Genomic DNA, 23,788 nt, shown 5'->3' with positions numbered 1-23,788 from the left:
TTTCCCTGGACATCGCGCCACTTGTGCACAGGGCGGGACACATGCCTAGCGTTCTTCCCTTGGGCGACCCGGCGCCGTCGGACGGTCTCCTGCCGCCGCAGGCGCTGGAAGGTGCCGCGGACCGGGCTTTCGGGCTCTACGTGCACATCCCGTTCTGCGCCGTACGCTGTGGCTACTGCGACTTCAACACGTACACCGCGACGGAGCTGGGTGGCGGCGCGTCGCAGGATGCCTATGCCTCCACGGCCATCTCCGAGGTGGGATTCGCCGCCCGCGCGCTGGAGCAGTCGGGCCTTCCTGCCCGCCGGCTCCGCACAGTGTTCTTCGGCGGCGGGACCCCCACGCTCCTTCCGGCTGAGGACCTGGCCCGGATACTCCGCGCCGCCATCAGCGAGTGGGGGATCGAACCGGGCGCCGAGGTCACCACGGAGGCCAATCCGGACTCCGTGACGCCCGAATCTCTCCGCGTGCTCGCCGACGCCGGCTTCACCAGGGTTTCTTTCGGCATGCAGTCCGCCGTGCCCCACGTCCTGAAGGTTCTGGACCGCACGCACACACCCGGCCGCGTTCCGCTGGTGGTGCAGTGGGCGCGCGAGGCGGGGCTGGCCGTGAGCCTGGACCTCATTTACGGCACGCCCGGTGAATCGCTTGAGGACTGGCGCTACTCGCTGGAGACCGCGCTTTCCTACCGCCCGGACCACATCAGCGCCTACGCGCTCATTGTGGAGGACGGCACCAAGCTCGCGGCGCAGATCCGCAGGGGCGAGGTTCCGGGGATTGACGACGACGACCACGCCGCCAAGTATGAACTCGCCGACCAGCTGATTTCCGACGCCGGCCTTGACTGGTACGAGGTCAGCAACTGGTCCGTCACGCCGGAACAGGCCTGTCGGCACAACCTTGCCTACTGGCGCGGCGACGACTGGTGGGGGATCGGACCCGGGGCTCACTCGCACGTCGGCGGCGTGCGCTGGTGGAACGTCAAGCATCCCACCGCCTACGCCGGACGGCTCGCCTCGGGCGTCTCTCCGGCGGCAGGGCGCGAAACCCTCGACGCCGAAACCCGCCAGGTGGAGACGGTCATGCTCGAGGCCCGGCTGGCGTCAGGCCTGGCCGTGGCTTCGCTGTCCGCCTTGGGCAGGCACGCCGTGGCAGGGCTCATTGCTGACGGTCTCGTGTCACCCGCGGAGGCATTCCGGGGCCGGCTGGTCCTCACGCTCAAAGGCCGGCTGCTGGCGGATGCCGTTGTCCGAAGGATCCTGCCGGATTAACTCTCCGCAGGACCCCGGAGTCGCGGGACCCCGGAGGGCTACTTGATCCAGCGCAGGTTGTACTGGTACCGGTGCGGCTGGCCGCGGTTGACGTGGATGCCCGCGGACACTGAGAAGCACGTCAGGGCAATCCAGATGAGGGTCGCCAGCACAGCGAAGATGTTGCCGACCACGGGAAGCAGCACCAGGAGGTTCGCGAGGACCGCCGCGATGGTGGGGGGCAGCGAGAAGTTGAGGGCTTCTTTGGATTCCTGCGCCGTGAACGGCCCGCGGTCGCGGAAGATCAGGTAGATCAGCAGCGCCGGGACGCAGCCCAGGATGCCACCGAAGTGGGCCAGCGTGGCCCATTGCCTGTCCTCGCTGGCCGTCAGCGGCAGAGCATTGGCAGGAACGCCATGGTACTGGGGCAGGTCCTGGCCGGACGGGGTGTCCCTGCGGTCGCGAGCGTCTTCTGCCACTTGTCTTCCTTAAACTTGCGTTGGTGCGTTATTGCCGGTGCCTGCAATGCTGGCGCGGCCGGCCCGTGGGGCCGGAAGGCGGCAGCGCGTGAGGCGCCGTACCAAGAATACTGGGTCGGGCGCGGAATGGACGACCGAACCACAGCGTGGTGTGCGTTCACGCCCACGGCGCTGTATCCAGCGGTCCTACGATGCGGTACCCCTAGGCGGTGCCTACGGCACAGTGAGAAAGTCGATGACCTCTTCTACCCTGCCTAGCAGGGCCGGCTCGAGGTCGGCATAGGTCCGCACGGCGCCGAGCAGCTTCTGCCAGCCAAGCCCGACATCTTCCTTCGTGGAGTGCGGCCAGCCGAAGGCCGTGAGGATGCCCGTTTTCCAGTCGGTCCCGCGGGGCACCACCGGCCACTGCGCGATGCCGAGCACGGACGGCCTGATGGCCTGCCAGACGTCGACGTACGGGTGGCCCACAATCAGCACGTTTCCGGCGGCGCCCGGAGAAGCCATGACGGCCGCGGCGATCCTGGACTCCTTGGAGTCCGGCACCAGGTGGTCAACCAGCACACCCAGCCTCCTGCCCGGTCCGGGGCGGAACGCAGCGACGGCCCCCGCCAGGTCGTCAATGCCGTGAAGAGGCTCGACGACGATGCCCTCCACCCGGAGGTCGTCACCCCAGACCTTTTCCACGAGTTCGGCGTCGTGCTTGCCCTCCACCCAGATCCGGCTCGCCTTGGCCACCTGGGCACGCTGGCCCTCCACCCTGACGGAACCCGACGCCGTCCGCGCCGCTGTCCCGGATCCCTGCGGTTTGCCGGAAGGGGCAGGGGGCATCAGCCGGATGGGCCGGCCTTCGAGGAGGAACCCGAAACCAAGGCGGAACGACCGCGATTTCCCGCACCGGTCCTCGAGCGCCACGACGTGCATCCCGCCGGATTTCTCCACGCGGGTCACCGCGCCCACCCAGCCCGACTGGACCTCTTCGAGCACCATCCCGCGCTCTGCTGGCACTTCCGGCAAGTCATTCTTTGCGGGCGCCGCAATCTCCTGCGGGCCCCAGGTCTGGTACTGCATTCGTTCACATCGCTTTGCACTAGGAAGATGCCGCCCCGGCAACTTATCTGCTGCCGGGCCGAAGGGTGCCCGGAATTTCGCCCGGAGCGGTACCAATGCTAACAACGAGCCGTCTCATATTAGACTTGTTAGCACTTAGGCATGTGGAGTGCTAAAAAATGGCTTGCCGGGCGCCGTCCTGACAAGCCAGTTACGGTCGATCGGAGGTGGACCATGAGCGAACCACGCAAGCTCGAGGTGCTGCGCGCCATTGTCGAGGACTACGTCCATTCCCGGGAACCCGTCGGATCAAAAGCCTTGGTTGAACGCCACCATCTGGGCGTTTCCAGCGCCACTATCCGCAACGACATGGCTGCGCTGGAGGATGAGGGACTCATCACGGCACCGCACACCAGCGCCGGAAGGATCCCCACCGACAAGGGCTACCGGCTCTTCGTGGACCAGATCTCGGCTGTCAAACCGCTGTCCCAGGCGGAGCGCCGCGCCATCCAGTCGCTGCTGGAGGGATCTGAGGACCTCGACGACGTCCTTGACCGGACTGCCAGGCTCCTGTCCCAGCTGACCAACCAGGTCGCCGTCGTGCAGTACCCCCACCTGAGCCGTGCCGTGGTGCGCCATATCGAATTCGTGCTGCTGGCCCCCCGCAAGGTCCTGATCGTCCTGATCGCCGACAGCGGCAAGGTTGAGCAGCGGGTCATCGACGTCGGCCAGGAACTGGGGGAGGACGCCCTGTCCGACCTGCGGACGCGGTTCCTCGCAGGCGTCGGCGGGACACCCCTGATCATGCTCCCGCAGCACCTTGCCGCTGTGCTGGCAGGCTGCGGGCCTGACCAGCGCCGGGCCGCCGTCGCCCTCAGCAGGGCTCTTGAAGCCCTCGCCCACAGCAGCCGGGAGGACCGGATGGTTATGGCGGGAACCGCCAACCTCGCGCGGTCCAACGTGGACTTCCCGCTCAGCATCGGGCCCGTCCTGGAAGCGCTCGAAGAGCAGGTGGTCATGCTCCGGCTCCTCAGCGACATGGCGCAGGACCCCCGGGGGGTTGCCGTCAGCATCGGCCGGGAGAATCCCTATGACGGACTCGCCGAGGCTTCGGTGGTAGCCACCGGCTACGGCCCCAACGCCAGCGCCAAGGTCGGGATCCTTGGCCCCACCCGCATGGACTACCCCACCACCATGGCCGCCGTACGCGCGGTGGCCCGTTACCTTTCGAGGATCCTGGGCCCGTGATGCCACGGCCCGGCGGTCCCCGCACCCCAGGCAGTACAACGAGGAAGAGATACGAACTTTGAGCAGCCACTACGACGTTCTTGGAGTCTCCCCGGAAGCCACCGGCGAAGAGATCAAAAAGGCCTACCGCAAACTGGCCCGCACCCTGCACCCGGACGTCAACCCCGGAGAAGATGCCTCGGACCGGTTCAAGGCCGTCACGCATGCCTACGAGGTGCTGTCCGATCCGCAGAAGCGCCGGGTCTACGACACCACAGGCAACGAGAACGGCACTGACAACGGCTTCGGCGGCGGCGGCTACGCCGGGCAGGGGTTCGCGTTCCAGGACATTTTTGACACCTTCTTCGGCGCGGGGGGAACCTCAGGTCCGGCGTCGCGGGTCCGCAGGGGGCAGGACGCCCTCATCAGCATCCGGATCGACCTGCGCGACGCCGTCTTCGGCGTCAACAAGAAGATCGAGGTGGATACCGCGGTCACCTGCCCCACGTGCGACGGGTCATGCTGCCGCGAGGGTAGCCACCCGGAACGCTGCGACATCTGCGGCGGCAGCGGCCAGGTCCAGCGGGCCGTTCGCTCCATCCTCGGACAGGTGATGACGGCCGCCCCGTGCGGTTCCTGCGAAGGCTTCGGAACGGTCATCAAGGACCCCTGCAACGAGTGCAACGGCCAGGGCCGGATCCGCAGCCGCAGGTCCCTCACCATCAAGGTTCCGGCGGGCGTGGCCACCGGCACCCGGATCCAGCTCTCCGGACAGGGTGAAGCCGGCCCGGCCGGCGGACCCTCGGGCGACCTCTACGTGGAGATCCGGGTCAACAACGACGCCACCTACGTCCGCGACGGCGACGACCTCCATGCCACCCTGAACATCCCCATGACTGCCGCGGCCCTTGGCACCGAACTGAGCCTGGACACTTTCGACGGGAAACAGGAGATCGACGTCAAGGCGGGCACCCAGTCCGGCGAAATCATCACCCTCCGCGGCCTCGGCGTCACGCACCTGCGGGGCTACGGCCGCGGTGACCTCAAGGTGCACCTGCAGGTTGAGACGCCGTCGAAGCTTGATCCTGCGCAGGAAGACCTGCTGCGGCAGCTTGCGAAGCTCCGGGGCGAGCAGTTCTCCGAGGGCAAGCTCGCGGCCAGCGGAGGCGTCTTCGCCAAGCTCCGGGACCGCTTCGGTAACCTGTAGCGGTGAGCAACCCCGTATTCTTCACCACCGCCGGAGCGCTGGACGACGCGTCGCCGGGATCGCAATTCACGCTGGACGGGGCCGAGGCGCGCCATGCCGTCACGGTCAAGCGGCTGGCAGTGGGGGAGAGCGTTGATATCGCCGACGGCGCCGGCAAGAGGCTCACCGGGACCGTGTCGAGCGTGGCGCCGGCGGCGCTGACGGTCGAATGTGCATCCGTCGCCGTTGAGGAGCGGCCTGACGTTCGCCTGGTCCTCGTGCAGGCGCTGGCCAAAGGCGACCGTGACGAACTCGCGATCGAGACTTCGACCGAACTCGGCATCGACGCAGTCGTGCCCTGGCAGTCGGAACGCTCCATCGTCCGGTGGAAGGGCGACCGTGCGGCGAAGGCCCACGCCAAGTGGCAGTCCGCAGTGACGGCCGCGGCGAAGCAGGCGCGCCGTGCCTGGATACCGGATGTCCGCTCCGCCGTCGATACCCAGGGCCTGGCCGCCGCGGTGTCGGCTGCCGGCCTTGCGGTGATCCTTCACGAGGACGCGGTCAAGCCGCTGCGGCAGGTTCTGGAGGGGTGGCGCGACGCCGGCCTGCCGGAGGACGGCGGACCCGCCGAGATTCTCCTCATCGTCGGGCCCGAGGGCGGCATCAGCCCCAGGGAAGTCACCAGGCTATGCGGGGAGGGAGCGGTGACGGCCCTCCTTGGGCCGCACGTGCTGCGGTCGTCCACCGCCGGACCGGCCGCCGTCGTCGTCGCGAGTGATGTCCTGGGCCGCTGGTAACGGCTGTGCCGGCAACTAGCGTACGGTGAAACCCCGCGAGTCCACGTTCAGTTCCTCGGCGGGCTGGCTGGGATTGATCTGGGAAACCCGGATCTCGTAGCTGCCCGGTCCGAGATTGACTGCCATGTTGAAGGCTCCGGAGGCCCCCGGCTCTTTCGCCGCAGTGGTTTCGCCAGCCAGATAGCGCTGCTTGTCGCCGTTTTCCTGGACCTTGAGGATCTGCCAGTGCAGCTTGCCGCCGGGAACGGTGCTGCGCCCGGTGATCTTGACCCGGCCGTCGGCGACTTCCACGCCCTGCTGGGGATCGATGATCCACACCGGCGCCACCATCCCGGCGCTGCGTGACGTGGGCGAGCCGAGCTTGACGTGCTTGAAAGCCACGTAGTCGGTGTGCCCGTCCACCAGGATCACGACTTCAATCTGCTGGCCGGCGTCGATCAGGCCCGAACTCGCGCCCGCTGCCGTCGCGGTGTAAACAAGCTGCTGGATGGCCCGCTGGGCCATGTCGGCGTCGAGATTGGCGTTGAAGGCGTCGGCAGACACATCCACCGTGATGACGTTGGTGCCCGAGATCGACGTCGCGAGGTTCTTGGGGTTCTGCCAGGGCGTGAAGTAGTCCGGATCCAGGGGTGTTTCAGACATCATGGCCCGCAAGGCCCGGGTGATCGGGTTCTCCTCGTCCGGAACATCCCGGAACTCCCGGTAGAGGAAGACGTTGCTGTTGCTCCGCCCGATCCAGTACACCGGCGCCTTGTTCGAGGACTGCATGGTCTCCAGCGGCGCGCTGGTGGTGGGAACGCCGTCGGTACCCGCGGCGCGCTGGGAAGTGGAGGGAACGTTCGATGATGTGACGGCGGGGTCGGAGTCGGCGATGCAGCCGGACAGCAGCAAGGCGGCAGGGAACAGCCCAAGGAGCACCGCGGAGCGCATCCGCGAAGCTACCTTCCGGCTGGAACTTCCTGACTGCCTGATGTCTGTGGACCCTTCGTATCAGCAGCATGTGCGTGCTGGGTGTGTTGGCGGCTGTGGCTGCGGGCAGGCCGAACCGTTCCCCGCTGACTTCTTTCCCAGCATTACACACGGCTCCGGGGCCACGGTGGCCTTTATCGGCTGACGGGCGAACTGCAACGGGAACGATATGAGGCCGATACAAAGTTGATACCTAATTGCGGGAACCCGTCACGGAACCGCTACCTCGGCGGCCGCCGGGAACGGTGAGCGCGGGCGGGCGCTGGCGTAAGATGGAAGAACTCTTAAGAGTTATTTTCGAACTGGAGGGAACAAGTGGCCTGCGGGCCGGCACCATGACTGAATCAGCAAACGGAAAGCGCCGCCTCAACACCGGAGACCGCACTACAGGTGAATTCCCCCATACTCTCCCCGGTGTCCGGACGGAGGTGGTCATCTTCGACAACTCTGATCAGATGGTCCAGTCCCTCGGAAGCCACGACGAAGCCCTGCGCTTCATCGAGGACCAGTTCCCGGCGGTCAGTTTCCACGTCCGCGGCAATGAACTCTCAATCAGCGGTCCGGCGGCCGACGTACCAAGGATCATGCGGCTGCTCCACGAGGTGCGCGGCCTGGTGGCCCGCGGCACGGTGATCACCCCGGCCGTCCTGCAGCAGCTGGTCCTGCTGCTCCGCAGCCAGTCGCTGCAGAATCCGGTGGATGTGCTCACCCACGACATTCTGTCCAGCCGCGGCAAGACCATCCGCCCCAAGACGCTGAACCAGAAGAACTATGTGGATGCCATCGATGCCAACACCGTGATTTTCGGAATTGGCCCGGCAGGCACGGGCAAGACCTATCTGGCGATGGCGAAGGCCGTGCAGGCCCTGCAGCAGAAGGAAGTCAGCCGGATCATCCTTACGCGCCCCGCGGTTGAGGCGGGCGAGCGGCTGGGATTCCTGCCTGGCACGCTCAGCGACAAGATCGATCCCTATCTCCGCCCGTTGTACGACGCACTGCACGACATGATTGACCCGGAGTCCATTCCGCGGCTCATGGCGGCGGGCACCATTGAAGTCGCCCCCCTCGCATATATGAGGGGCCGGACGCTCAATGACGCCTTCATCATCCTGGACGAGGCGCAGAACACCACGCCGGAACAGATGAAGATGTTCCTGACCCGGCTGGGCTTCGGATCGAAGATGGTGGTCACCGGCGACGTCACCCAGGTGGACCTTCCGTTCGGAACCCGCTCCGGGCTCCGCATTGTGGAGGAGATCCTCCAGGGCATAGACGACGTCAACTTTTCCTTCCTGGATTCCGCGGACGTGGTCCGCCACCGGCTGGTCGGCGACATCGTCAACGCCTACAGCATCTGGGACGACGTACAGCGAAACCGGGTCAAGCATTCCGCTCCCCGGGAGAGGCGCGGAGAGCACGCATGAGCATTGAGGTAAACAACGAATCGGGCGTCCCCGTGGACGAAGCGCAGCTGGTGGCGCTGTCCCGGTTCATCTTCGAACAGCTGTACATTCATCCCCAGGCCGAGTTGTCCATCCTGCTGGTGGACGAGCCCGCCATGGAAAAGCTGCACATCGAACTCATGGACGAGCCCGGCTCCACAGACGTGCTCTCCGTGCCGATGGATGAGCTGACGCCCGGAACCCCGGACAAGCCCACCCCGCAGGGGATGCTTGGCGACATCGCGATCTGCCCGCAGGTTGCCGAGGTCCAGGCCCGCACCGCCGGCCACTCCACGCAGGACGAGATGCTGCTGCTGACGACGCACGGAATCCTGCACCTGCTCGGCTATGACCACGCCGAACCCGAAGAGAAGGCAGAAATGTTCGGCCTGCAGCGTGAGCTGCTCGCGGCGTTCACCGGCAAAGAAGCTCCCGCCGAGACCACGCAGTGACCTCCTTTCTCCTCGTCTGCATGGCGCTGGTGTTCCTCGGCGCCGCAGCGCTGCTGACGGCGGCCGAAGCCGCGTTCAGCTTCCTTCCGCGGCACGACGCCGAACAGGCGCTCCTGAAGAGCCGCGGCAACGCGCTCCGCAGGATCCTGGCCCAGCCCATGACGCATATGCGGGCCCTCCGTTTCTGGCGCATCTGGTTCGAGACCGCGTCCGCGGTGGCCGTTGCTGTTCTCCTCTACAGCCTCCTGGCAAATGTGTGGCTTGCCGGCCTCGCGGCGACGGGAATCATGGCCGTCCTCGGCTTCGTGATCGTCGGCGTGTCACCCCGGCAGCTGGGCCGTTCGCACTCGGCCGCAGTGGTGCTTTTTTCGGCTCCGCTCATCGGGTTCCTGGCCCGCGTCCTGGGACCGATCCCTGGCTGGCTCGTCAGGCTGGGCAGCTCCGTGGCCCCCGGTGCGCCGGGCGGCGATGAGTCCTTCTTCAGCGAAGAGGAATTCCGTGAGTTCGTGGACCGGGCCACGGAATCGGACGTGATCGAGGACAACGAAGCGGAGCTCATCCAGTCCGTGTTCGACTTCGGTGACACCCTGGTCCGGGCCGTCATGGTCCCGCGGACCGACATCCTGACCATCGATGCCGGCTCCAGCCTGCACCGCGCCATGTCCCTGTTCCTCCGCTCCGGTTACTCCAGGATGCCCGTCATCGGGGAGAACACGGACCAGATCCTGGGGATTATCTACCTCAAGGATGTGGCCGCAGTCCTGCACGGCCTGCGCCCTGACGAGGAACCGCCGGTTGTGGACGCGCTGGCCCGCGAGGTGCGGTACGTGCCGGACTCCAAGCCCGTGAGCGATCTCCTGCGGGAGCTGCAAAAGGAATCCACGCACGTCGCGATCGTCATCGACGAGTACGGCGGCACCGCCGGGCTCGTCACCCTCGAAGACCTCATCGAAGAGATCGTCGGCGAGATCGTGGACGAGTACGACACCGAGAGCGCCGAAGCCACCGAACTCGGCGACGGAACGTACCGCGTGAGCGCCCGGATGAGCATCGACGACCTCGGGGAGCTTTTCGACATCGAGCTCGACGACGACGAAGTGGACACCGTCGGCGGCCTGCTGGCCAAGGCCCTCGGCCGCGTACCCATCGTCGGCAGCACCGTAGAAGTAGACGGCGTAACACTGCGGGCGGAGCGGCTGGAAGGCCGCCGGAACCGCGTCAGCCACATCATTGCGGCGGCCGCACCAAAAGTAGACACTGACCTTGAAGACCTTCTCGACGAGGCCGAATCAATGCAACAGGGAGTTCCACGTGAGCAAGCAGAATAAGGCCGACGGCGGCGGACCCTTCGGCGGTTACCACGCCGGATTCTCCGTCCTGGTGGGCCGGCCGAACGCCGGAAAGTCCACCCTGACCAACGCCCTGGTGGGCAAGAAGGTTGCCATTACGTCGGCGAAGCCGCAGACCACGCGGCACACCATTCGGGGCATCGTGCACCGCGAGGACGCCCAGCTGATCCTGGTTGACACGCCCGGGCTGCACCGTCCGCGGACCTTGCTGGGCAAGCGCCTCAATGACCTCGTCGCCGACACGCTCGCCGAGGTGGACGCCATCGGGTTCTGCCTTCCGGCCAACGAGAAGATCGGCCCCGGCGACAAATACATTGCCGCCCAGCTCGCAGCCGTGGGACGCAAGCCGATCATCGCCATCGTCACCAAGGCCGACCTCGTGGACCGCCAGGCGCTGACCGAACAGCTGCTGGCCGTCGCCGCGCTGGGACGGGAAGTTCTCGGCGAGGAAGGCTGGAAGGACATCGTTCCCGTGTCAGCGACCGACGGGTTCCAGGTTGGCACAGTGGCGGACGTCCTGATCAGCCACATGCCGCCGTCGCCGCCGCTTTACCCCGACGGCGAGCTGACCGATGAGCCGGAAGCTGTCATGGTGGCGGAACTCATCCGCGAGGCCGCGCTGGAGGGCGTGCGGGACGAGCTGCCGCACTCCCTGGCGGTCGTCGTCGACGAGATCGTGCCGCGCGAAGGCCGGGCCGAGGACAACCAGCTCCTGGATGTCCGGGTAAACCTCTACGTGGAGCGCCCCTCCCAGAAGGCGATCATCATCGGCAAGGGCGGAAGCAGGCTGCGGGAGGTTGGCACGAACGCACGCAAAGGCATCGAAGCCCTGCTGGGGACGCGCATCTACCTAGACCTCCACGTGAAGGTCGCCAAGGACTGGCAGCGCGATCCCAAGCAGCTGGTCAAGCTCGGTTTCTGACCCCTCCCGCCTGTTTCCCGGCGCCGCCGGCGCCGCCTTCAGCAGCGCTGCGGCGCCGCCGCGCCTGCAATATGGGCCTGTTTTCGGCAAATTCCCAGACAGGGCGACTAAAATAGGCCGAATCCCATTTTTTAAGGAAAGGTACTTCCTGTGGTGCGACGCCGCGACAACCGCGCACAAGGGCCGGGCACAGCCCGGTCCGAGCCAGCTGCCCGGCATGCCGAAGATGCCCGCCTGGGCGCTGCCCGGCACTTGAACGTGCGCAACATGCCGCTGTGGCTTAAGGTCACCACCGCCGTCGTCTCCGTGGCGCTCCTGGGCGGACTCGCCTTCGCCGGGTACTGGTATTTCCGGCTGCAGTCGAACATTTCCACGTCCGCGCTCGGCGCCGGAAACGGCCGCACGGACACCGTGGACGACGCCACCGGCCGGATGCAGATCCTGATCCTCGGCTCCGACACCCGTGACGGCAAGAACTCCGGCTACGGCACCAAGGACGATTCGACAGGCTACGGCAAGTCCGACGTCATGATGCTCATGGACATCTCCGAGGACAACAAGCGCGTCAGCGTCATCAGCTTCCCCCGCGACCTGCTGGTGGACATCCCCAAGTGCACGGACCAAAAGACGGGCAAGGAATACCCGGCGCGCACGGGCGTCATGATCAACGAAGCCATGGGCGAAGCCGGCATCGGCTGCGCCGTGGACACCGTGAACAAGCTGACCGGACTGCAGGTGGACCACTTCATGATGGCCGACTTCAACGCCGTCAAGGAACTGTCCAACGCTGTCGGCGGCGTCGATGTCTGCATCAGCGACGCCGTCTACGATCCCGACTCCCGGCTCCGGCTGCCCAAGGGCACGTCCCAGGTGAAGGGCGAGCAGGCTTTGGCCTTCCTGCGCACCCGCCACGCGTTTGCCGACGGCGGTGACCTCGGCCGCATCAAAGCCCAGCAGGGGTTCCTGTCCTCCCTGACACGGAAGATCAAGGACGACGGGACCCTCTCGGATCCGGGCAAGATGCTCAACATTGCCGACGTCGTGACCCAGAACCTCACCGTCGATGAGGGACTGGCGTCCGTTCCCGCGATGATCACCATCGGAAACCGGCTTAAGACGATCGACGTCGGGAAGGTCGCCTTCGTTGCCGTGCCCACGGTTCCTGCAACCAGCGACCCGAACCGGCTGGAGGCCGCGCAGCCGGCCGCGTCCCAGCTTTTTGCGGCCCTGAAGAAAGACGTCGACCTCACCGACCCGGAGGGGAAAGCGACGCCGCCGCCGTCAGCGAAGCCGACGGCGGGTGCCACGCCGTCGGTCACGCCAAAGCCCACCAAGCCCGCGGCGCCGTATGACAAGACCCTGCAGCCGATCACCGTCGCCAACGGGACGGGAATCCCCGCCCGGACGCAGGAGATCGCGGAAGCCGTGACCGCGGGAGGCTTCACCCAGGTTGCGCCGCTGGAAGCGCAGCCGGCAGCGAAAACCTTCGTCTATTACGGACCCGAATTTGCGGATGTGGCGGCGGATGTCGCCGCGCTGCTGGGCATCCCGGCCGCCCAGGTGGCGCCGTCACCCGGCGTCGCAGGCGTGCAGGTGTACCTCGGCGCCGACTTTGCGTCCGGAACCAAGTTCGGCAAGACGACCGTGCCGAAGGACATCGTGAACCAGACCGCCGGGGACACCGTGTGCCAGCAGGCCAACCCCGAGCTGATCGTCCAGCAGTAGCCTGCCCAACGCAAGATGCCGGGCCAACCCGTGGGTTGGCCCGGCATCTTGCTGCTGTCACCAGATGCTGACGCGTTCCTCCGGCGCCATCCACATTCCGTCCTGCTCCGCGACGCCGAACGCGGCGTGGAAGGAATCCAGGTTCCTGGCGATTGCGTTGGTGCGGAACTCGTTGGGGGAGTGGGGGTCCGTGGCGAGCCGCCGGATGGCCTCCTCGGTCCGGATCACCTGGCGCCAGCCGGCCGCCCACGACGCGAAGAACCGCTGCTCGCCGGTCAGGCCGTCGAGGACCGGCGGCTCCTCCCCGTTGAGGCTCAGCCGGTAGGCCTTGTGGGCGATGGTGAGCCCGCCGAGGTCGCCGATGTTTTCCCCGAGCGTGAGTTTTCCGTTGACGGTGTGCCCCGGGGCCGCGTACGGGGAAAGGACCTCAAACTGGGCCACGAGCCGGCTGGTCAGCGCTTCGAAGGCCTTGCGGTCGTCCTCGGTCCACCAGTTGCGGAGCTCTCCCGTGCCGTCGAACTGCGAGCCCTGGTCATCGAAGCCATGGCCGATTTCGTGGCCGATGACCGCCCCGATTCCGCCGTAGTTGACGGCGTCGTCCGCGTCCGCGGTGAAGAACGGCGGCTGGAGGATGGCGGCCGGGAACACGATTTCGTTGAGCATCGGGTGGTAGTACGCGTTGACCGTCTGCGGCGTCATGAGCCACTTGTTGTGGTCCACCGGCTTGCCCACCTCGTCAAGGTGGCGGTCGACGTCGGCGTTGTGGGCCCGCTCGACGTTGCCCAGCAGGTCGGCGGGGTCGACCACCACTGCCGAGTAGTCAATCCATTCGTCGGGGAAGCCGATCTTGGCCCGGAACGCCCCCAGTTTCCTGAGCGCTTCCGCCTTGGTGTCCTCGCCCATCCACCGGAGGCCGGTGATGCTGTCCCGGTACGCCTCGATCAGGTTGCCGACGAGCGTTTGCATCCGGGCCTTGTGGCCCTCCGGGAAATGCCGTGCCACGTAAATCTGGCCCACGGCCTCGCCGAGGGCGGCTTCGACGACGGCGACGCCGCGCTTCCAGCGGTCCTTGTTCCGCGGGGTGCCGCTGATTTTGGTGCCGTAGAACGCGAAGTTGGCGTCCACGAAGGGGGACGACAGGTACGGCGCGGCCGAATTGATGACCCGCAGCGCCAGCCACTCCTGCCAGACCGGCAGCGACTCCGAGACCAGCAGCGCCGCCGCGCCGGCGAAGAAGTCAGGCGTGCTGACCACGATCTCCTGCCGCTTTTCCGGAACGATGTCGGCAGCCTCAAACCAGGTGTCCAGCAGGGGAAAGAGCTCACTGGCCTCGCTGGCGGACTTCAGGTTGTAGGTTTTCTGCGGGTCACGGAGCGTGACGTTGTCCCAGTGGTGCGAGGCGAGTGCGGTTTCCAGGGCCACCACGCGGGCGGCGGCACCTTCCGGGTCCGCTATGCCGGCCAGGCCGAACATGGTGCCGACGTATTCGCGGTAGGACTGCACCAGCGGGGCGAACTTTTCCTCCCGGTAATAGGACTCGTCCGGGAGCCCAAGGCCGCCTTGGCCTGTGTAGAGCAGGACGCGCTCGGGGTTGCCGGCGTCCGGGGCAGGGTAAATGTAGAACAGGCCTGACACGTCGGCGCGGAACAGCGTGCCGGCCAGCGCAAGCAGTTCGCCAATCGTGGCCGTGGCAAAGACCTCGGCCAACCGCCCGCGGATCGGGTCCATTCCCTTGGCTTCGACGGCGGCCTCATCCATGAAGCTGTTGTAGAGATCGCCGATCTTGCGCTCAATCCCGCTGGCGTCGGCGCCCTTGCCGGCCGCTTCCTCGATGATTTCCTTGACCGCCAGCTCCGCGCCGTCGCGAAGGGCGGTGAAGGTTCCCTCCAGGGGGCGGTCGTCCGGGATCGTCGTGCTCGTGAGCCATGCCCCGTTCACGTGCTTGTACAGGTCGTCTTGCGGCCTGACACCGTGGTCGATGTTTGACAGGGCGATCCCCGAATTTGGCACAGAGGCTCCTTCGATGACGGGCTGCTGCCGGCGCTGGTACCGGTGCAGCGTCTGCATTGTGGACGTTGCTGGAGGTGTTGCTCCTTCATCTTACGCACCCGTGTTACTGTGAAATGGTGCGTGCAGAGCTCCTTCTTCTTAGCTGCCGCGGCGAGGCCTCAGACGCGATCTAGCGCAAGGCCCACCCTCGCTGCGGAGTTTGTGTTGCCCGGCCACCCTTTTACTCAGGAATCACAGAAAAGGCCACGATAGTAATGCGAAACGCACAGAAGCCCTCAGGAATGCCGGTCCACCGCTACGTCCCGTTCCAGGACCAGATCACGGTTGAGCTGCCGGACCGCACCTGGCCGGACAAGGTCATCACCAAGGCTCCGCGCTGGTGCGCCGTGGACCTGCGCGACGGCAACCAGGCCCTGATCGACCCGATGAGCCCCGCCCGCAAGCTGAAGATGTTCCAGCTGCTGGTCGGGATGGGTTACAAGGAAATCGAAGTCGGCTTCCCGTCCGCCTCGCAGACGGACTTCGACTTCGTCCGGCAGTTGATCGAGGGCAACCACATCCCCGACGACGTGACCATCCAGGTCCTGACCCAGGCCCGCGAGCACCTGATCGAGCGGACTTATGAGTCCCTGGTCGGCGCCAAGCAGGCAATCGTGCACCTGTATAACTCCACCTCCGTCCTGCAGCGCAGGGTCGTCTTCAACCAGGACGAAGACGGCATCCTGGACATCGCCCTCCAGGGCGCCCGGCTGTGCAAGAAATACGAAGAGACGCTGCAGGACACCCACATCACCTACGAGTACTCGCCGGAATCCTTCACGGGGACCGAGCTGGAGTACGCCGTCCGCGTCTGCAACGCCATCGCGGACGTGTTTGAGGCCTCGGCCGACAGCCAGGTCATCATCAACCTGCCCGCCACGGTGGAAATGGCCACCCCCAATGTCTACGCCGACTCCATCGAGTGGATGAGCCGCAACCTGCACCCGCGCGAGGGCATCATCCTCTCCCTGCACCCGCACAACGACCGCGGCACCGGCGTTGCGGCGGCGGAACTGGGCTACCTGGCCGGGGCGGACCGGATCGAGGGCTGCCTGTTCGGTAACGGCGAGCGGACCGGCAACGTGGACCTGGTGACCCTGGGCCTGAACATGTTCGTGCAGGGCATCGACCCGATGATTGATTTCTCCGACATCGATGAGGTCCGCCGCACCGTCGAGTACTGCAACCAGCTGCCCGTGGCCGAGCGCACACCGTACGGCGGAGACCTCGTGTTCACCGCCTTCTCCGGCTCGCACCAAGACGCCATCAAGAAGGGCCTGGAAGCCCTCGAGAAGGACGCCGCCGCCGCCGGCAAGGACATTGCCGACTTCACCTGGCAGGTCCCGTACCTGCCGGTCGACCCGAAGGACCTCGGCCGCAGCTACGAGGCCGTCATCCGGGTGAACTCCCAGTCGGGCAAGGGCGGCGTCGCCTACCTGCTCAAAAACGAGCACAACCTGGACCTGCCGCGACGCGCCCAGATCGAATTCTCGGGCGTCATCCAGAAGCAGACCGACACCGTCGGAGGCGAAGTCAGCGGCGCCCAGCTGTGGCAGGTCTTCCAGGATGAATACCTGCCCTCCGGCACGGTCGACGCCCAGTGGGGACGCTACGCCCTGGGCTCGTTCAGCACGGAGACCGATGAAGACGGTTCCATGACGCTGCACGCAGCGCTCAAGATCGACGGCACCCCGGTCCACCGCACGGGCACCGGCAACGGCCCCATTGCCGCCCTGCTGGGCATCCTGCGCGAAGACGGCGTCGACGTCCGGGTGCTGGACTACAGCGAACACGCCCTGTCCGAGGGCGGCAGCGCCCTCGCCGCGGCCTATGTCGAATGCGCCGTAGGGGAACGGGTGCTGTGGGGTGTCGGGATCGACGCGAACACCAGCACGTCGTCCCTGAAGGCCGTCATCTCGGCAGTAAACCGGGCCATCCGGGACGCCCAGGCCTGAGCCTCGGGTCAGGTGCGCTGCCGGCAGCGTCCGGCGGCGCACCTGAAACCCGGAAAGCAGGACTTTCCGGAGGACAGTGGGAAGATTAAGCGTGGTCCAACAGTCTTTTGCAGCGCGCGCCTACCGCGATGACGCCGTGGTGCTGCGCACCCACAAGCTGGGGGAAGCCGACCGCATCATCACCTTGCTGACCAAGCATCACGGTCAGGTCAGGGCGGTGGCCAAGGGCGTCCGCCGCACGAGCAGCCGCTTCGGTGCCCGACTCGAGCCTTTCATGGTGGCGGACTTGCTGCTGATCTCCGGAAAATCGCTGGACATTGTCACCCAGGCGGTGGCCAAGGGCGCCTACGGCGGCAATATCGCCGCCGATTACGGCAGATACACGGTGGCCGCCGCCATGACCGAAACGGCCGAAAAGCTGACCGACGTCGACGGCGAAGCCGGAACGGCACAGTACAACCTGCTGGTCGGCGCCCTCGCGTCCCTGAGCCGGGGGGACCACACTCCGGAACTGATCCTGGACTCCTACCTGCTGAGGGCCCTGTCCACCGGCGGCTGGGCACCCAGCTTCACCGGTTGTGCGCGATGCGGCGCGGCCGGACCCCACACGGCTTTTTCTGCACCGCTGGGCGGCATGGTCTGCGGAGACTGCCGACCGCCAGGCTCGCCGGCGCCCGCCGCGGAGACGGTGACGCTGCTGGGCGCGCTGCTCACGGGCGACTGGCCGACGGCGGATTCCTCGCTTCCGCTCCACCGCCGCGAAGCGGCCGGCCTCGTAGCCAGTTATCTGCAGTGGCACCTTGAGCGTGTCCTGAAGTCCCTCAAACATGTGGAGCGTACCTAACAGTGTCCTTGGGAAAGAAGACCAGCCCCGCACGGCGCCGGACCGATCCGGTGGTGCACCCCTACCCGCATTCTTCGGGCGCCGTCCCTCCTCCCATCCCGGCGGAGTTCGTGCCCCAGCATGTGGCCATCGTGATGGACGGAAACGGCCGCTGGGCCAACCAGCGCGGCCTGCCCCGCATCGAGGGGCACAAGGCCGGCGAGCCTGCCCTCCTGGACGTCGTCGCCGGGGCCATTGAGCTGGGCATCAAGTACGTCACGGTCTACGCCTTTTCCACGGAAAACTGGCGGCGGTCTCCCGAGGAAGTCCGCTTCCTGATGGGATTTAACAAGGATGTGCTGCGACGCCAGCGCAACCAGCTGGACGAGTGGGGCGTCCGGATCCGCTGGTCGGGCCGGCGGCCAAAGCTGTGGGGCTCGGTTATCCGTGAGCTGGAGGAGGCCGAGGCGTACACGGCCGGAAATAGCACGTGCACGTTAACCATGTGTGTTAATTACGGCGGCCGCGCGGAAATAGCGGACGCGGTCTCCGCCATTGCGCAGGAGGTCGCCGCCGGACGGCTCAAACCCGGCGCGATTACGGAGAAAACCATCCAGAAGTACCTCGACGAACCGGACCTTCCCGACGTCGACCTTTTCCTGCGCAGTTCAGGCGAGCAGCGCCTTTCCAACTTCATGCTGTGGCAGTCGGCGTACGCGGAGTTCGTGTTCATGGACACCCTGTGGCCCGACGTCGACCGCCGCACCCTGTGGGATGCCGTGCTGGAGTACGCCCAGCGGGACCGTCGCTACGGCGGTGCGGTGGACGCGGCAGCGAAACCGGTGGACGCCGCGCGCTCGAGGTAGGGCCGCTTCAGTCAACGGTCCCGTCGGCGGCCGCGTAGCCGTGGATCCACCTGGCCAGCCTCCGGTACGCGTCCGCCCTGACCTCGGCGCGGGACAGGAACACGTCATGAAGGGCGCCGTCGATGCGCTCCACGGACACGCTCCGGCCCAGGGACAGTGCCCGCGTGGCGATGACGTTGACGTCCAGCACGGCATCGGTGCTGCGCATCGCCTCGGTCCAGATCATGCCGTTCTCGCTTGCCCCGGAAATCAGGACGAGGATGGGAATGTCGATTCCGAGGCCCCGCGCCACCTTGGCATGGCCGGCGAGAACCGCGCTGAGCCAGGCTGCGCGCACCGGAAACGCCATGGGCGGCCGGTAGTTATCGTCCAGGCTCCATTCGCCCTCGGCCGAGCTGCTGATGCTGCGCCAATAGAAGCCACGCTCCGGCAGCCTGAGCACTGCCTCGGGCCGCAGCCGGGCAAGGGGTTCCACCATGGCCCAGGCGGCACGGCGGACCAGCGTGCTGCCGTGCATTTCCAGCCATGGGCTGTTCAGAACCAGCTGGGACACGACTCCGGGATTCCGGCTTATCCACAGGGCCGCCACCAGGCCTCCGGTGGAATGGCCCATCAGGGCAAGCGACAGCGGTGCCTCAGACCCGGACGCGGCGATCATTCCGATTGCCGCGCCAATCTCGGCGTCGTAGTTTCCGAGGTCTGCGACGTAACCGCCGGGGCTATCGGGCTGAAGGCTGCGGCCGTGGTTGTGCATGTCCAGGGCAAAGAATTCGAAGCCCTGCCTGTCCCAGAAACGTGCCAGCTCAGTGTTGAAGAAGTAGTCGCTCCAGCCGTGCAGGAACATCACGGCACGGCGCCGGCCGGCCGGCACGGAGGGGGCTCCGTCCTTGCGCGGGACGAAGCGGACCAGCGTTGCCGTGCGCGTGACACCGTCGCTGCCCGTGGCATCGAAGGCGCAGGACTCGAAGTCCGCGCCGAGGATGTCACTCTGCCACTCCATGGCACCAGCCTAGACTTTCACCGCCCCGCCGTGGCCTCACGCACGGCAGCGGACGCCGCGGAGGCGTGAAGCCGGGCGCGTGTGTCGGTCCGGGTTTGGTCTGCACCGCCGGAGACGGAAAACTAGAGGCATGCGCGTATATCCCACATTCTTCAGGCTGGCCTTTTCATGGATGGACGCGGAACGCGCCCACAAAATCGGGTTCAAGGGCATCCGGCTGGCACACACCATAGGCGCCGGCCGCGTGCTGGAACGGTTCACCGCCCCGCCATCGTCGCTGCAGACGAACGCCCTCGGCATGACGTTCCCGTCGCCGTTCGGACTCGCGGCCGGCTTTGACAAAGAGGGCCACGGCATCGAGGCGCTGACCGAACTCGGATTCGGCCACGTCGAGGTAGGCACCATCACCGGCCGTGCCCAGCCGGGAAACGAGAAGCCCCGGCTGTTCAGGCTGATCGAGGACCGCGCAGTCATCAACCGGATGGGATTCAACAACGACGGCGCCGCGGCCGTCGCGCCGCGGCTCAAGTCCGCCCGCGCGGCCCTGCAGCGCCGGCACCCCAAGATCCGCCCCGTGATCGGCGTGAACATCGGCAAGAGCAAGGTTGTGGAGCTTGAGGACGCTGCGGAGGACTACCTCATCAGCGCCCGCAGTCTGGCGCCGGCGGCAGACTACCTCGTGGTGAACGTCAGTTCCCCGAACACGCCGGGTCTCCGGCTCCTGCAGAACGTGGAAACGCTGCGGCCGCTGCTGAAGGCCGTGGGGGAGGAGGCCGACAAGTCGGCTGGCCGCCACGTTCCGCTGCTGGTGAAGATCGCACCGGACCTGAGCGATGAAGACATCGACGACGTTGCGCGCCTCGCGCTGGACCTGGGCCTGGACGGCATCATCGCCACCAATACGACCATTGGACGCGCCGGGCTCTCGTCCTCCGCGGAAAAGGTCGAGGCCTGCGGCGCCGGCGGCCTGAGCGGCGCTCCGTTGAAGGACCGCTCCCTGGAGGTGCTGCGCCGGCTGAAGGCGGCCACCGCGGGCAGGCTCACCCTGATCTCCGTGGGCGGCGTGGAGACTTTCGAGGACGTCCAGGACAGGCTGGACGCCGGCGCCACCCTGGTTCAGGGCTACACCGCTTTCCTCTACGAGGGTCCGTTCTGGGCGGCCCGCATCAACCGGCAGCTGGCCAGGAGCCGCCGCGGCTAGTCCCGTCCTGAAGCGGCAGCCCTGAACTTGCGGCGGGCCTGAACGCAGCAGCCCCCGGCGGTAGTACCGCCGGGGGCTGCTGCAATCTGGAGGGTCCGGGACCGGCCCTTAGAAGGGGGCGGCCTGAAGAAAAAGGGTCAGGACGGGTACTGTCCGCGCTGGACCTGGGGCTTGGGAAGGCGGAGCTTCCGGAACTGCAGGGAGCGCATCGAGCCGTACCAGACCGTGCCGCGCTCCACCTCGCCGAACTTTTCAGCGAGCCGCTTGCGGAGCCTGCGGGAGAGGATGAACACGTCCACGAAGACGGCCAGGAACATAACCCAGAACCCGCCCAGGACGTAGATCATCTGCTCGCTCGTGGACGGGACCACCAGCGAGATGATCACGAACACCAGGGCGCCGAACATGAGGTACTCGCCCAGGCTGAAGCGGGCATCGACGTAGTCGCGGGCAAAGCGCTTCTGGGGTCCCTTGTCACGGATCGGCAGGAACTTCTCGTCGCCCGTATCCATGGCCTGGCGCATCTTGAGCCGCTGATCCGCGACGGCGGCACGCTCTGCCGCCTTGGAGGCCTTGCGGTCCTCGGGCACCAGGGGGCGCTTGCGGGCGGCCTCCTGGGCCTTGCGCTTGGGCGTGGGTGCGCCCTTGCCCAAAGCCTCACTCTGGGCCGTTTGCTGGTCTACTACGTCCTGCGCCGCTGGCGCTTCCTTTTTACGTCCGAACACCACAACAGAATACCTTGCAAGGAGGCGGCCGCCCGTCACACCGGCGGGCAGGCGGCACGCGCTCCGGACCGCTCCGGGCGGCCGGTTGCCGCTGTTTGTTGTGGTGTGTGACACAGGTAGTGTTTGGGCCATGACTTCATCACCAGCGGCAACCCCGCAAGAGATCGGTGATTCTGTGGCCGGCGTCGACACCGCCGCCCTGCGGAGCGCCATTAATGCATCCTTCGATTCGACGGTGGCCCAGCTGAAGGACCTGGTCAGCATTCCGGGCATAGCGTGGCCGAGTTTCGATCCCGCGCCACTGGACCGCAGCGCTGAAGCTGTCGCCGACCTCGTCCGGGGCGCGGGCATAGCCGACGTCCGTATCCTTCGGTGCGACAAGGAAGACGGCACCCCCGGGGGGCCGGCCGTCGTGGCGCGTCGGGAAGCGGCGGAAGGCAAGCCGACCATCCTGCTGTACGCACACCATGATGTCCAGCCGCCGGGGGATCCGGCGCTGTGGGATTCCGAGCCCTTTACCGCCGTCGAACGTGAAAGCCGGTTGTACGGCCGCGGCGCCGCGGACGACAAAGCCGGGATCATGGCCCACATCGCGGCCTACGGGGCAGTGACGCAGGTGCTCGGCGACGAATTCGGGCTGGGCGTCACCCTGTTCTTCGAGGGGGAGGAAGAGGCCGGCTCGCCGACCTTCCGGACATTCCTGGAAACCCACCGCGAGCTGCTCCGTGCAGACGTCATTGTGGTGGCCGATTCCAGCAACTGGAAGGTGGGCGTTCCGGCGCTCACCACCAGCCTCCGCGGGCTGATCGACGGAACCGTCGAGGTCCAGGTCCTGGACCACGCCGTGCACTCGGGAATGTTCGGCGGACCCGTGCTGGACGCGCCCACACTGCTGTCCCGGCTGATCGCCACCCTGCACGACGCCGAGGGCAATGTGGCCGTGGCAGGCCTGGTCAGCCGGGACGACGTCGCCGTCGATCTCACCGAAGCGGAGTACCGCGCCGATGCCTCAGTGCTCGACGGCGTGCAGCTGGCCGGGAGCGGAACCATTGCCTCCCGCCTGTGGACCAAGCCGGCGCTGTCCATCATCGGATTCGATGCGCCTGCCGTAGATGTCGCCTCCAACACGCTGCTCCCGAGGGCCCGTGCCAAGTTCAGCCTGCGCCTGGCCCCCGGCCAGGACCCGTCCGAGGCAATGGAGGCCGTCCGCAGGCACGTCGAGCTCAACGCGCCGTTCGGGGCGAAAGTGGTCTTCACCCCGGGGGAGAGCGGCAACGCCTTCCAAACCGATACCAGCTCCGCCGCCGCGGGATTCGCGCTCTGGGCGCTCGGGGAAGCCTGGGGAGTGCCGGCCGTGGAAATGGGCATCGGCGGTTCCATCCCGTTCATTTCCGACCTGACCGACCTGTACCCGGCTGTCCAGATCCTCGTGACGGGCGTTGAGGACCCGGATTCACGGGCGCACTCCGCCAACGAATCCCTGCACCTTGAGGACTTCCGGAACGCGGTCCTTGCCGAGGCGCTCCTGCTGGCGCGCCTCAACGTCGAGGATATGCGCTGACGTTCCGGGCTCCTGGCGGAGAAAGCCTGGGGCAGCGGCACTCCCCGGGGCGGCCGTCGTGACCGTCCCGGGAACAAGTCCGGTGAGGCGTCGGTTACGTCTGTAGTTAGAGCTACAGGCGTGATCGACGTAGCATGTAGCTATAGCCCATACCGTTTCCGTAGGGGCAGGCACCGTGCAAGCGGGCCGCCAGGACCGTCGTTAGAAGGTAGGCCAATGAGCACTACGACCAATGAAAACAGCACCGAACCCACCGGTACGGCCAGTGACGAACTGGCGAGCCACGAGGTTCAGCTGACCGACGTGGCAGCAGGCAAAGTCCGCAGCCTCCTTGAGCAGGAAGGCCGCACGGACTTGCGCCTCCGCGTTGCCGTGCAGCCGGGCGGCTGCTCCGGCCTGATTTACCAGCTCTACTTCGACGAGCGACTCCTTGATGGAGACGCTGTGCGCGACTATGACGGTGTCGAGGTCGTCGTCGACAAGATGAGCGTGCCCTACCTCAGCGGCGCCAGCATCGACTTTGAAGACACCATCTCCAAGCAGGGCTTCACCATCGACAATCCCAATGCCGGCGGCTCGTGCGCCTGCGGTGATTCTTTCCACTAACGGGCACTTTTGCCCTTGCTAGACCGTTGTGGGGGCGGCGGTGGCAACCGGCGGCGCCACACGGGTGAGACAAGTGGGGGGAATCACGCGGGGGGCGGTGAGCTCAACAACCAGGAGTTAAAATTTTATTGTGGCCGGGGAAGATAGCGCCACCGTG

21 protein-coding genes are annotated in these 23,788 nt (G+C 66.5%); 15 read left to right on the top strand and 6 right to left on the bottom strand.

All coding sequences use genetic code 11. From position 1 onward, the window contains the following. Positions 1 to 41: 41 nt before the first annotated feature. On the top strand, positions 42 to 1,271 hold the full coding sequence (gene hemW, locus ABFP37_RS17685) for a radical SAM family heme chaperone HemW (RefSeq protein ID WP_078027914.1): 1,230 nt from the start codon (positions 42 to 44) through the stop codon (positions 1,269 to 1,271). 38 nt (positions 1,272 to 1,309) lie between these two features. Here hemW and ABFP37_RS17680 read toward each other — a convergent pair whose 3' ends face one another. Continuing rightward, positions 1,310 to 1,729 (bottom strand): DUF4870 domain-containing protein, encoded by a 420-nt coding sequence (locus tag ABFP37_RS17680; RefSeq protein ID WP_078027844.1) that lies wholly within the window; start codon positions 1,727 to 1,729, stop codon positions 1,310 to 1,312. Between the two features lie 213 nt (positions 1,730 to 1,942). Then, positions 1,943 to 2,797, bottom strand: a complete 855-nt coding sequence (locus tag ABFP37_RS17675) for a DUF3097 domain-containing protein (protein WP_078027843.1) — start codon at positions 2,795 to 2,797, stop codon at positions 1,943 to 1,945. 213 nt (positions 2,798 to 3,010) lie between these two features. Between ABFP37_RS17675 and hrcA the strand changes: the two genes are divergently transcribed. From hrcA to ABFP37_RS17660, 3 genes are read left to right on the top strand one after another with little or no spacing between them, the layout of a single operon-like run. After that, positions 3,011 to 4,024, top strand: coding sequence for a heat-inducible transcriptional repressor HrcA (gene hrcA / locus ABFP37_RS17670; protein ID WP_078027841.1), 1,014 nt, complete (start codon positions 3,011 to 3,013; stop codon positions 4,022 to 4,024). Between the two features lie 58 nt (positions 4,025 to 4,082). Further along, entirely contained in the window at positions 4,083 to 5,210 is a 1,128-nt protein-coding gene (gene dnaJ, locus ABFP37_RS17665; RefSeq protein ID WP_347034353.1) for a molecular chaperone DnaJ, read from the top strand. Positions 5,211 to 5,212: 2 nt separating this feature from the next. Beyond that, positions 5,213 to 5,986: a 16S rRNA (uracil(1498)-N(3))-methyltransferase gene (locus ABFP37_RS17660; protein ID WP_347034352.1), complete on the top strand. Its 774-nt coding sequence runs from the start codon at positions 5,213 to 5,215 to the stop codon at positions 5,984 to 5,986. Between the two features lie 15 nt (positions 5,987 to 6,001). On the opposite strand, the gene ABFP37_RS17655 is transcribed toward ABFP37_RS17660, so the two are convergent. Continuing rightward, on the bottom strand, positions 6,002 to 6,916 hold the full coding sequence (locus tag ABFP37_RS17655) for a GerMN domain-containing protein (RefSeq protein WP_078027838.1): 915 nt from the start codon (positions 6,914 to 6,916) through the stop codon (positions 6,002 to 6,004). A gap of 494 nt (positions 6,917 to 7,410) precedes the next feature. Here ABFP37_RS17655 and ABFP37_RS17650 point away from each other — a divergent pair, with 494 nt between their 5' ends. From ABFP37_RS17650 to ABFP37_RS17630, 5 genes are all read left to right on the top strand, one after another. After that, a complete protein-coding gene (locus ABFP37_RS17650) occupies positions 7,411 to 8,379 on the top strand; it encodes a PhoH family protein (protein ID WP_347034373.1) in 969 nt (322 codons plus the stop codon). Further along, positions 8,376 to 8,849, top strand: a complete 474-nt coding sequence (ybeY, locus tag ABFP37_RS17645; RefSeq protein WP_078027836.1) for an rRNA maturation RNase YbeY — start codon at positions 8,376 to 8,378, stop codon at positions 8,847 to 8,849. Before ABFP37_RS17650 ends, ybeY begins: the two co-directional genes overlap by 4 nt. Further along, complete coding sequence (locus tag ABFP37_RS17640; protein ID WP_078027835.1) at positions 8,846 to 10,177, top strand: hemolysin family protein; 1,332 nt, start codon at positions 8,846 to 8,848, stop codon at positions 10,175 to 10,177. Before ybeY ends, ABFP37_RS17640 begins: the two co-directional genes overlap by 4 nt. Beyond that, a complete protein-coding gene (gene era, locus ABFP37_RS17635; protein ID WP_078027834.1) occupies positions 10,161 to 11,120 on the top strand; it encodes a GTPase Era in 960 nt (319 codons plus the stop codon). Before ABFP37_RS17640 ends, era begins: the two co-directional genes overlap by 17 nt. Positions 11,121 to 11,270: 150 nt before the next feature. Continuing rightward, positions 11,271 to 12,845 (top strand): LCP family protein, encoded by a 1,575-nt coding sequence (locus tag ABFP37_RS17630; RefSeq protein WP_347034351.1) that lies wholly within the window; start codon positions 11,271 to 11,273, stop codon positions 12,843 to 12,845. A 57-nt stretch (positions 12,846 to 12,902) separates the two neighbouring features. Here ABFP37_RS17630 and ABFP37_RS17625 read toward each other — a convergent pair whose 3' ends face one another. Beyond that, positions 12,903 to 14,855 (bottom strand): M13-type metalloendopeptidase, encoded by a 1,953-nt coding sequence (locus ABFP37_RS17625; protein WP_347034350.1) that lies wholly within the window; start codon positions 14,853 to 14,855, stop codon positions 12,903 to 12,905. 254 nt (positions 14,856 to 15,109) lie between these two features. Between ABFP37_RS17625 and leuA the strand changes: the two genes are divergently transcribed. From leuA to ABFP37_RS17610, 3 genes are all read left to right on the top strand, one after another. Further along, a complete protein-coding gene (gene leuA / locus ABFP37_RS17620; protein ID WP_078027833.1) occupies positions 15,110 to 16,849 on the top strand; it encodes a 2-isopropylmalate synthase in 1,740 nt (579 codons plus the stop codon). 91 nt (positions 16,850 to 16,940) lie between these two features. Then, the gene (gene recO, locus ABFP37_RS17615) at positions 16,941 to 17,693 is read left to right on the top strand and encodes a DNA repair protein RecO (protein ID WP_144275736.1); all 753 of its coding nucleotides are present in this window, start codon (positions 16,941 to 16,943) and stop codon (positions 17,691 to 17,693) included. Between the two features lie 8 nt (positions 17,694 to 17,701). Further along, positions 17,702 to 18,538 (top strand): isoprenyl transferase, encoded by an 837-nt coding sequence (locus ABFP37_RS17610; protein WP_347034349.1) that lies wholly within the window; start codon positions 17,702 to 17,704, stop codon positions 18,536 to 18,538. A 7-nt stretch (positions 18,539 to 18,545) separates the two neighbouring features. Here the strand turns inward: ABFP37_RS17610 and ABFP37_RS17605 are convergent, their stop codons facing one another. Further along, the gene (locus tag ABFP37_RS17605) at positions 18,546 to 19,538 is read right to left on the bottom strand and encodes an alpha/beta hydrolase (RefSeq protein ID WP_347034348.1); all 993 of its coding nucleotides are present in this window, start codon (positions 19,536 to 19,538) and stop codon (positions 18,546 to 18,548) included. 130 nt (positions 19,539 to 19,668) lie between these two features. Between ABFP37_RS17605 and ABFP37_RS17600 the strand changes: the two genes are divergently transcribed. After that, positions 19,669 to 20,739, top strand: a complete 1,071-nt coding sequence (locus ABFP37_RS17600) for a quinone-dependent dihydroorotate dehydrogenase (protein ID WP_347034347.1) — start codon at positions 19,669 to 19,671, stop codon at positions 20,737 to 20,739. Positions 20,740 to 20,876: 137 nt separating this feature from the next. On the opposite strand, the gene ABFP37_RS17595 is transcribed toward ABFP37_RS17600, so the two are convergent. Beyond that, positions 20,877 to 21,464, bottom strand: a complete 588-nt coding sequence (locus ABFP37_RS17595; protein ID WP_078027911.1) for a DUF3043 domain-containing protein — start codon at positions 21,462 to 21,464, stop codon at positions 20,877 to 20,879. 130 nt (positions 21,465 to 21,594) lie between these two features. Here ABFP37_RS17595 and ABFP37_RS17590 point away from each other — a divergent pair, with 130 nt between their 5' ends. Together ABFP37_RS17590 and ABFP37_RS17585 are read left to right on the top strand one after the other, a co-directional pair. Next, positions 21,595 to 23,025: a dipeptidase gene (locus ABFP37_RS17590; RefSeq protein WP_078027829.1), complete on the top strand. Its 1,431-nt coding sequence runs from the start codon at positions 21,595 to 21,597 to the stop codon at positions 23,023 to 23,025. 216 nt (positions 23,026 to 23,241) lie between these two features. Then, entirely contained in the window at positions 23,242 to 23,631 is a 390-nt protein-coding gene (locus ABFP37_RS17585) for an iron-sulfur cluster assembly accessory protein (RefSeq protein ID WP_056623992.1), read from the top strand. Positions 23,632 to 23,788: the final 157 nt, after the last annotated feature.

This window comes from Burkholderia sp. RS01 (genome assembly GCF_039748055.1).
Lineage (GTDB): Bacteria > Actinomycetota > Actinomycetes > Actinomycetales > Micrococcaceae > Arthrobacter.
This window is presented reverse-complemented; position numbering and strand designations above follow the sequence as displayed.

What these genes read in the sequence shown, in the direction of transcription:
- hemW (WP_078027914.1), top strand. Translation starts at nt 42, where the DNA reads ATGCCTAGCGTTCTTCCCTTGGGCGACCCGGCGCCGTCGGACGGTCTC.
- ABFP37_RS17675 (WP_078027843.1), bottom strand. Translation starts at nt 2,797, where the DNA reads ATGCAGTACCAGACCTGGGGCCCGCAGGAGATTGCGGCGCCCGCAAAG.
- hrcA (WP_078027841.1), top strand. Translation starts at nt 3,011, where the DNA reads ATGAGCGAACCACGCAAGCTCGAGGTGCTGCGCGCCATTGTCGAGGAC.
- ABFP37_RS17655 (WP_078027838.1), bottom strand. Translation starts at nt 6,916, where the DNA reads ATGCGCTCCGCGGTGCTCCTTGGGCTGTTCCCTGCCGCCTTGCTGCTG.
- ABFP37_RS17650 (WP_347034373.1), top strand. Translation starts at nt 7,411, where the DNA reads ATGGTCCAGTCCCTCGGAAGCCACGACGAAGCCCTGCGCTTCATCGAG.
- ybeY (WP_078027836.1), top strand. Translation starts at nt 8,376, where the DNA reads ATGAGCATTGAGGTAAACAACGAATCGGGCGTCCCCGTGGACGAAGCG.
- leuA (WP_078027833.1), top strand. Translation starts at nt 15,110, where the DNA reads ATGCGAAACGCACAGAAGCCCTCAGGAATGCCGGTCCACCGCTACGTC.
- ABFP37_RS17605 (WP_347034348.1), bottom strand. Translation starts at nt 19,538, where the DNA reads ATGGAGTGGCAGAGTGACATCCTCGGCGCGGACTTCGAGTCCTGCGCC.
- ABFP37_RS17600 (WP_347034347.1), top strand. Translation starts at nt 19,669, where the DNA reads ATGCGCGTATATCCCACATTCTTCAGGCTGGCCTTTTCATGGATGGAC.
- ABFP37_RS17590 (WP_078027829.1), top strand. Translation starts at nt 21,595, where the DNA reads ATGACTTCATCACCAGCGGCAACCCCGCAAGAGATCGGTGATTCTGTG.
- ABFP37_RS17585 (WP_056623992.1), top strand. Translation starts at nt 23,242, where the DNA reads ATGAGCACTACGACCAATGAAAACAGCACCGAACCCACCGGTACGGCC.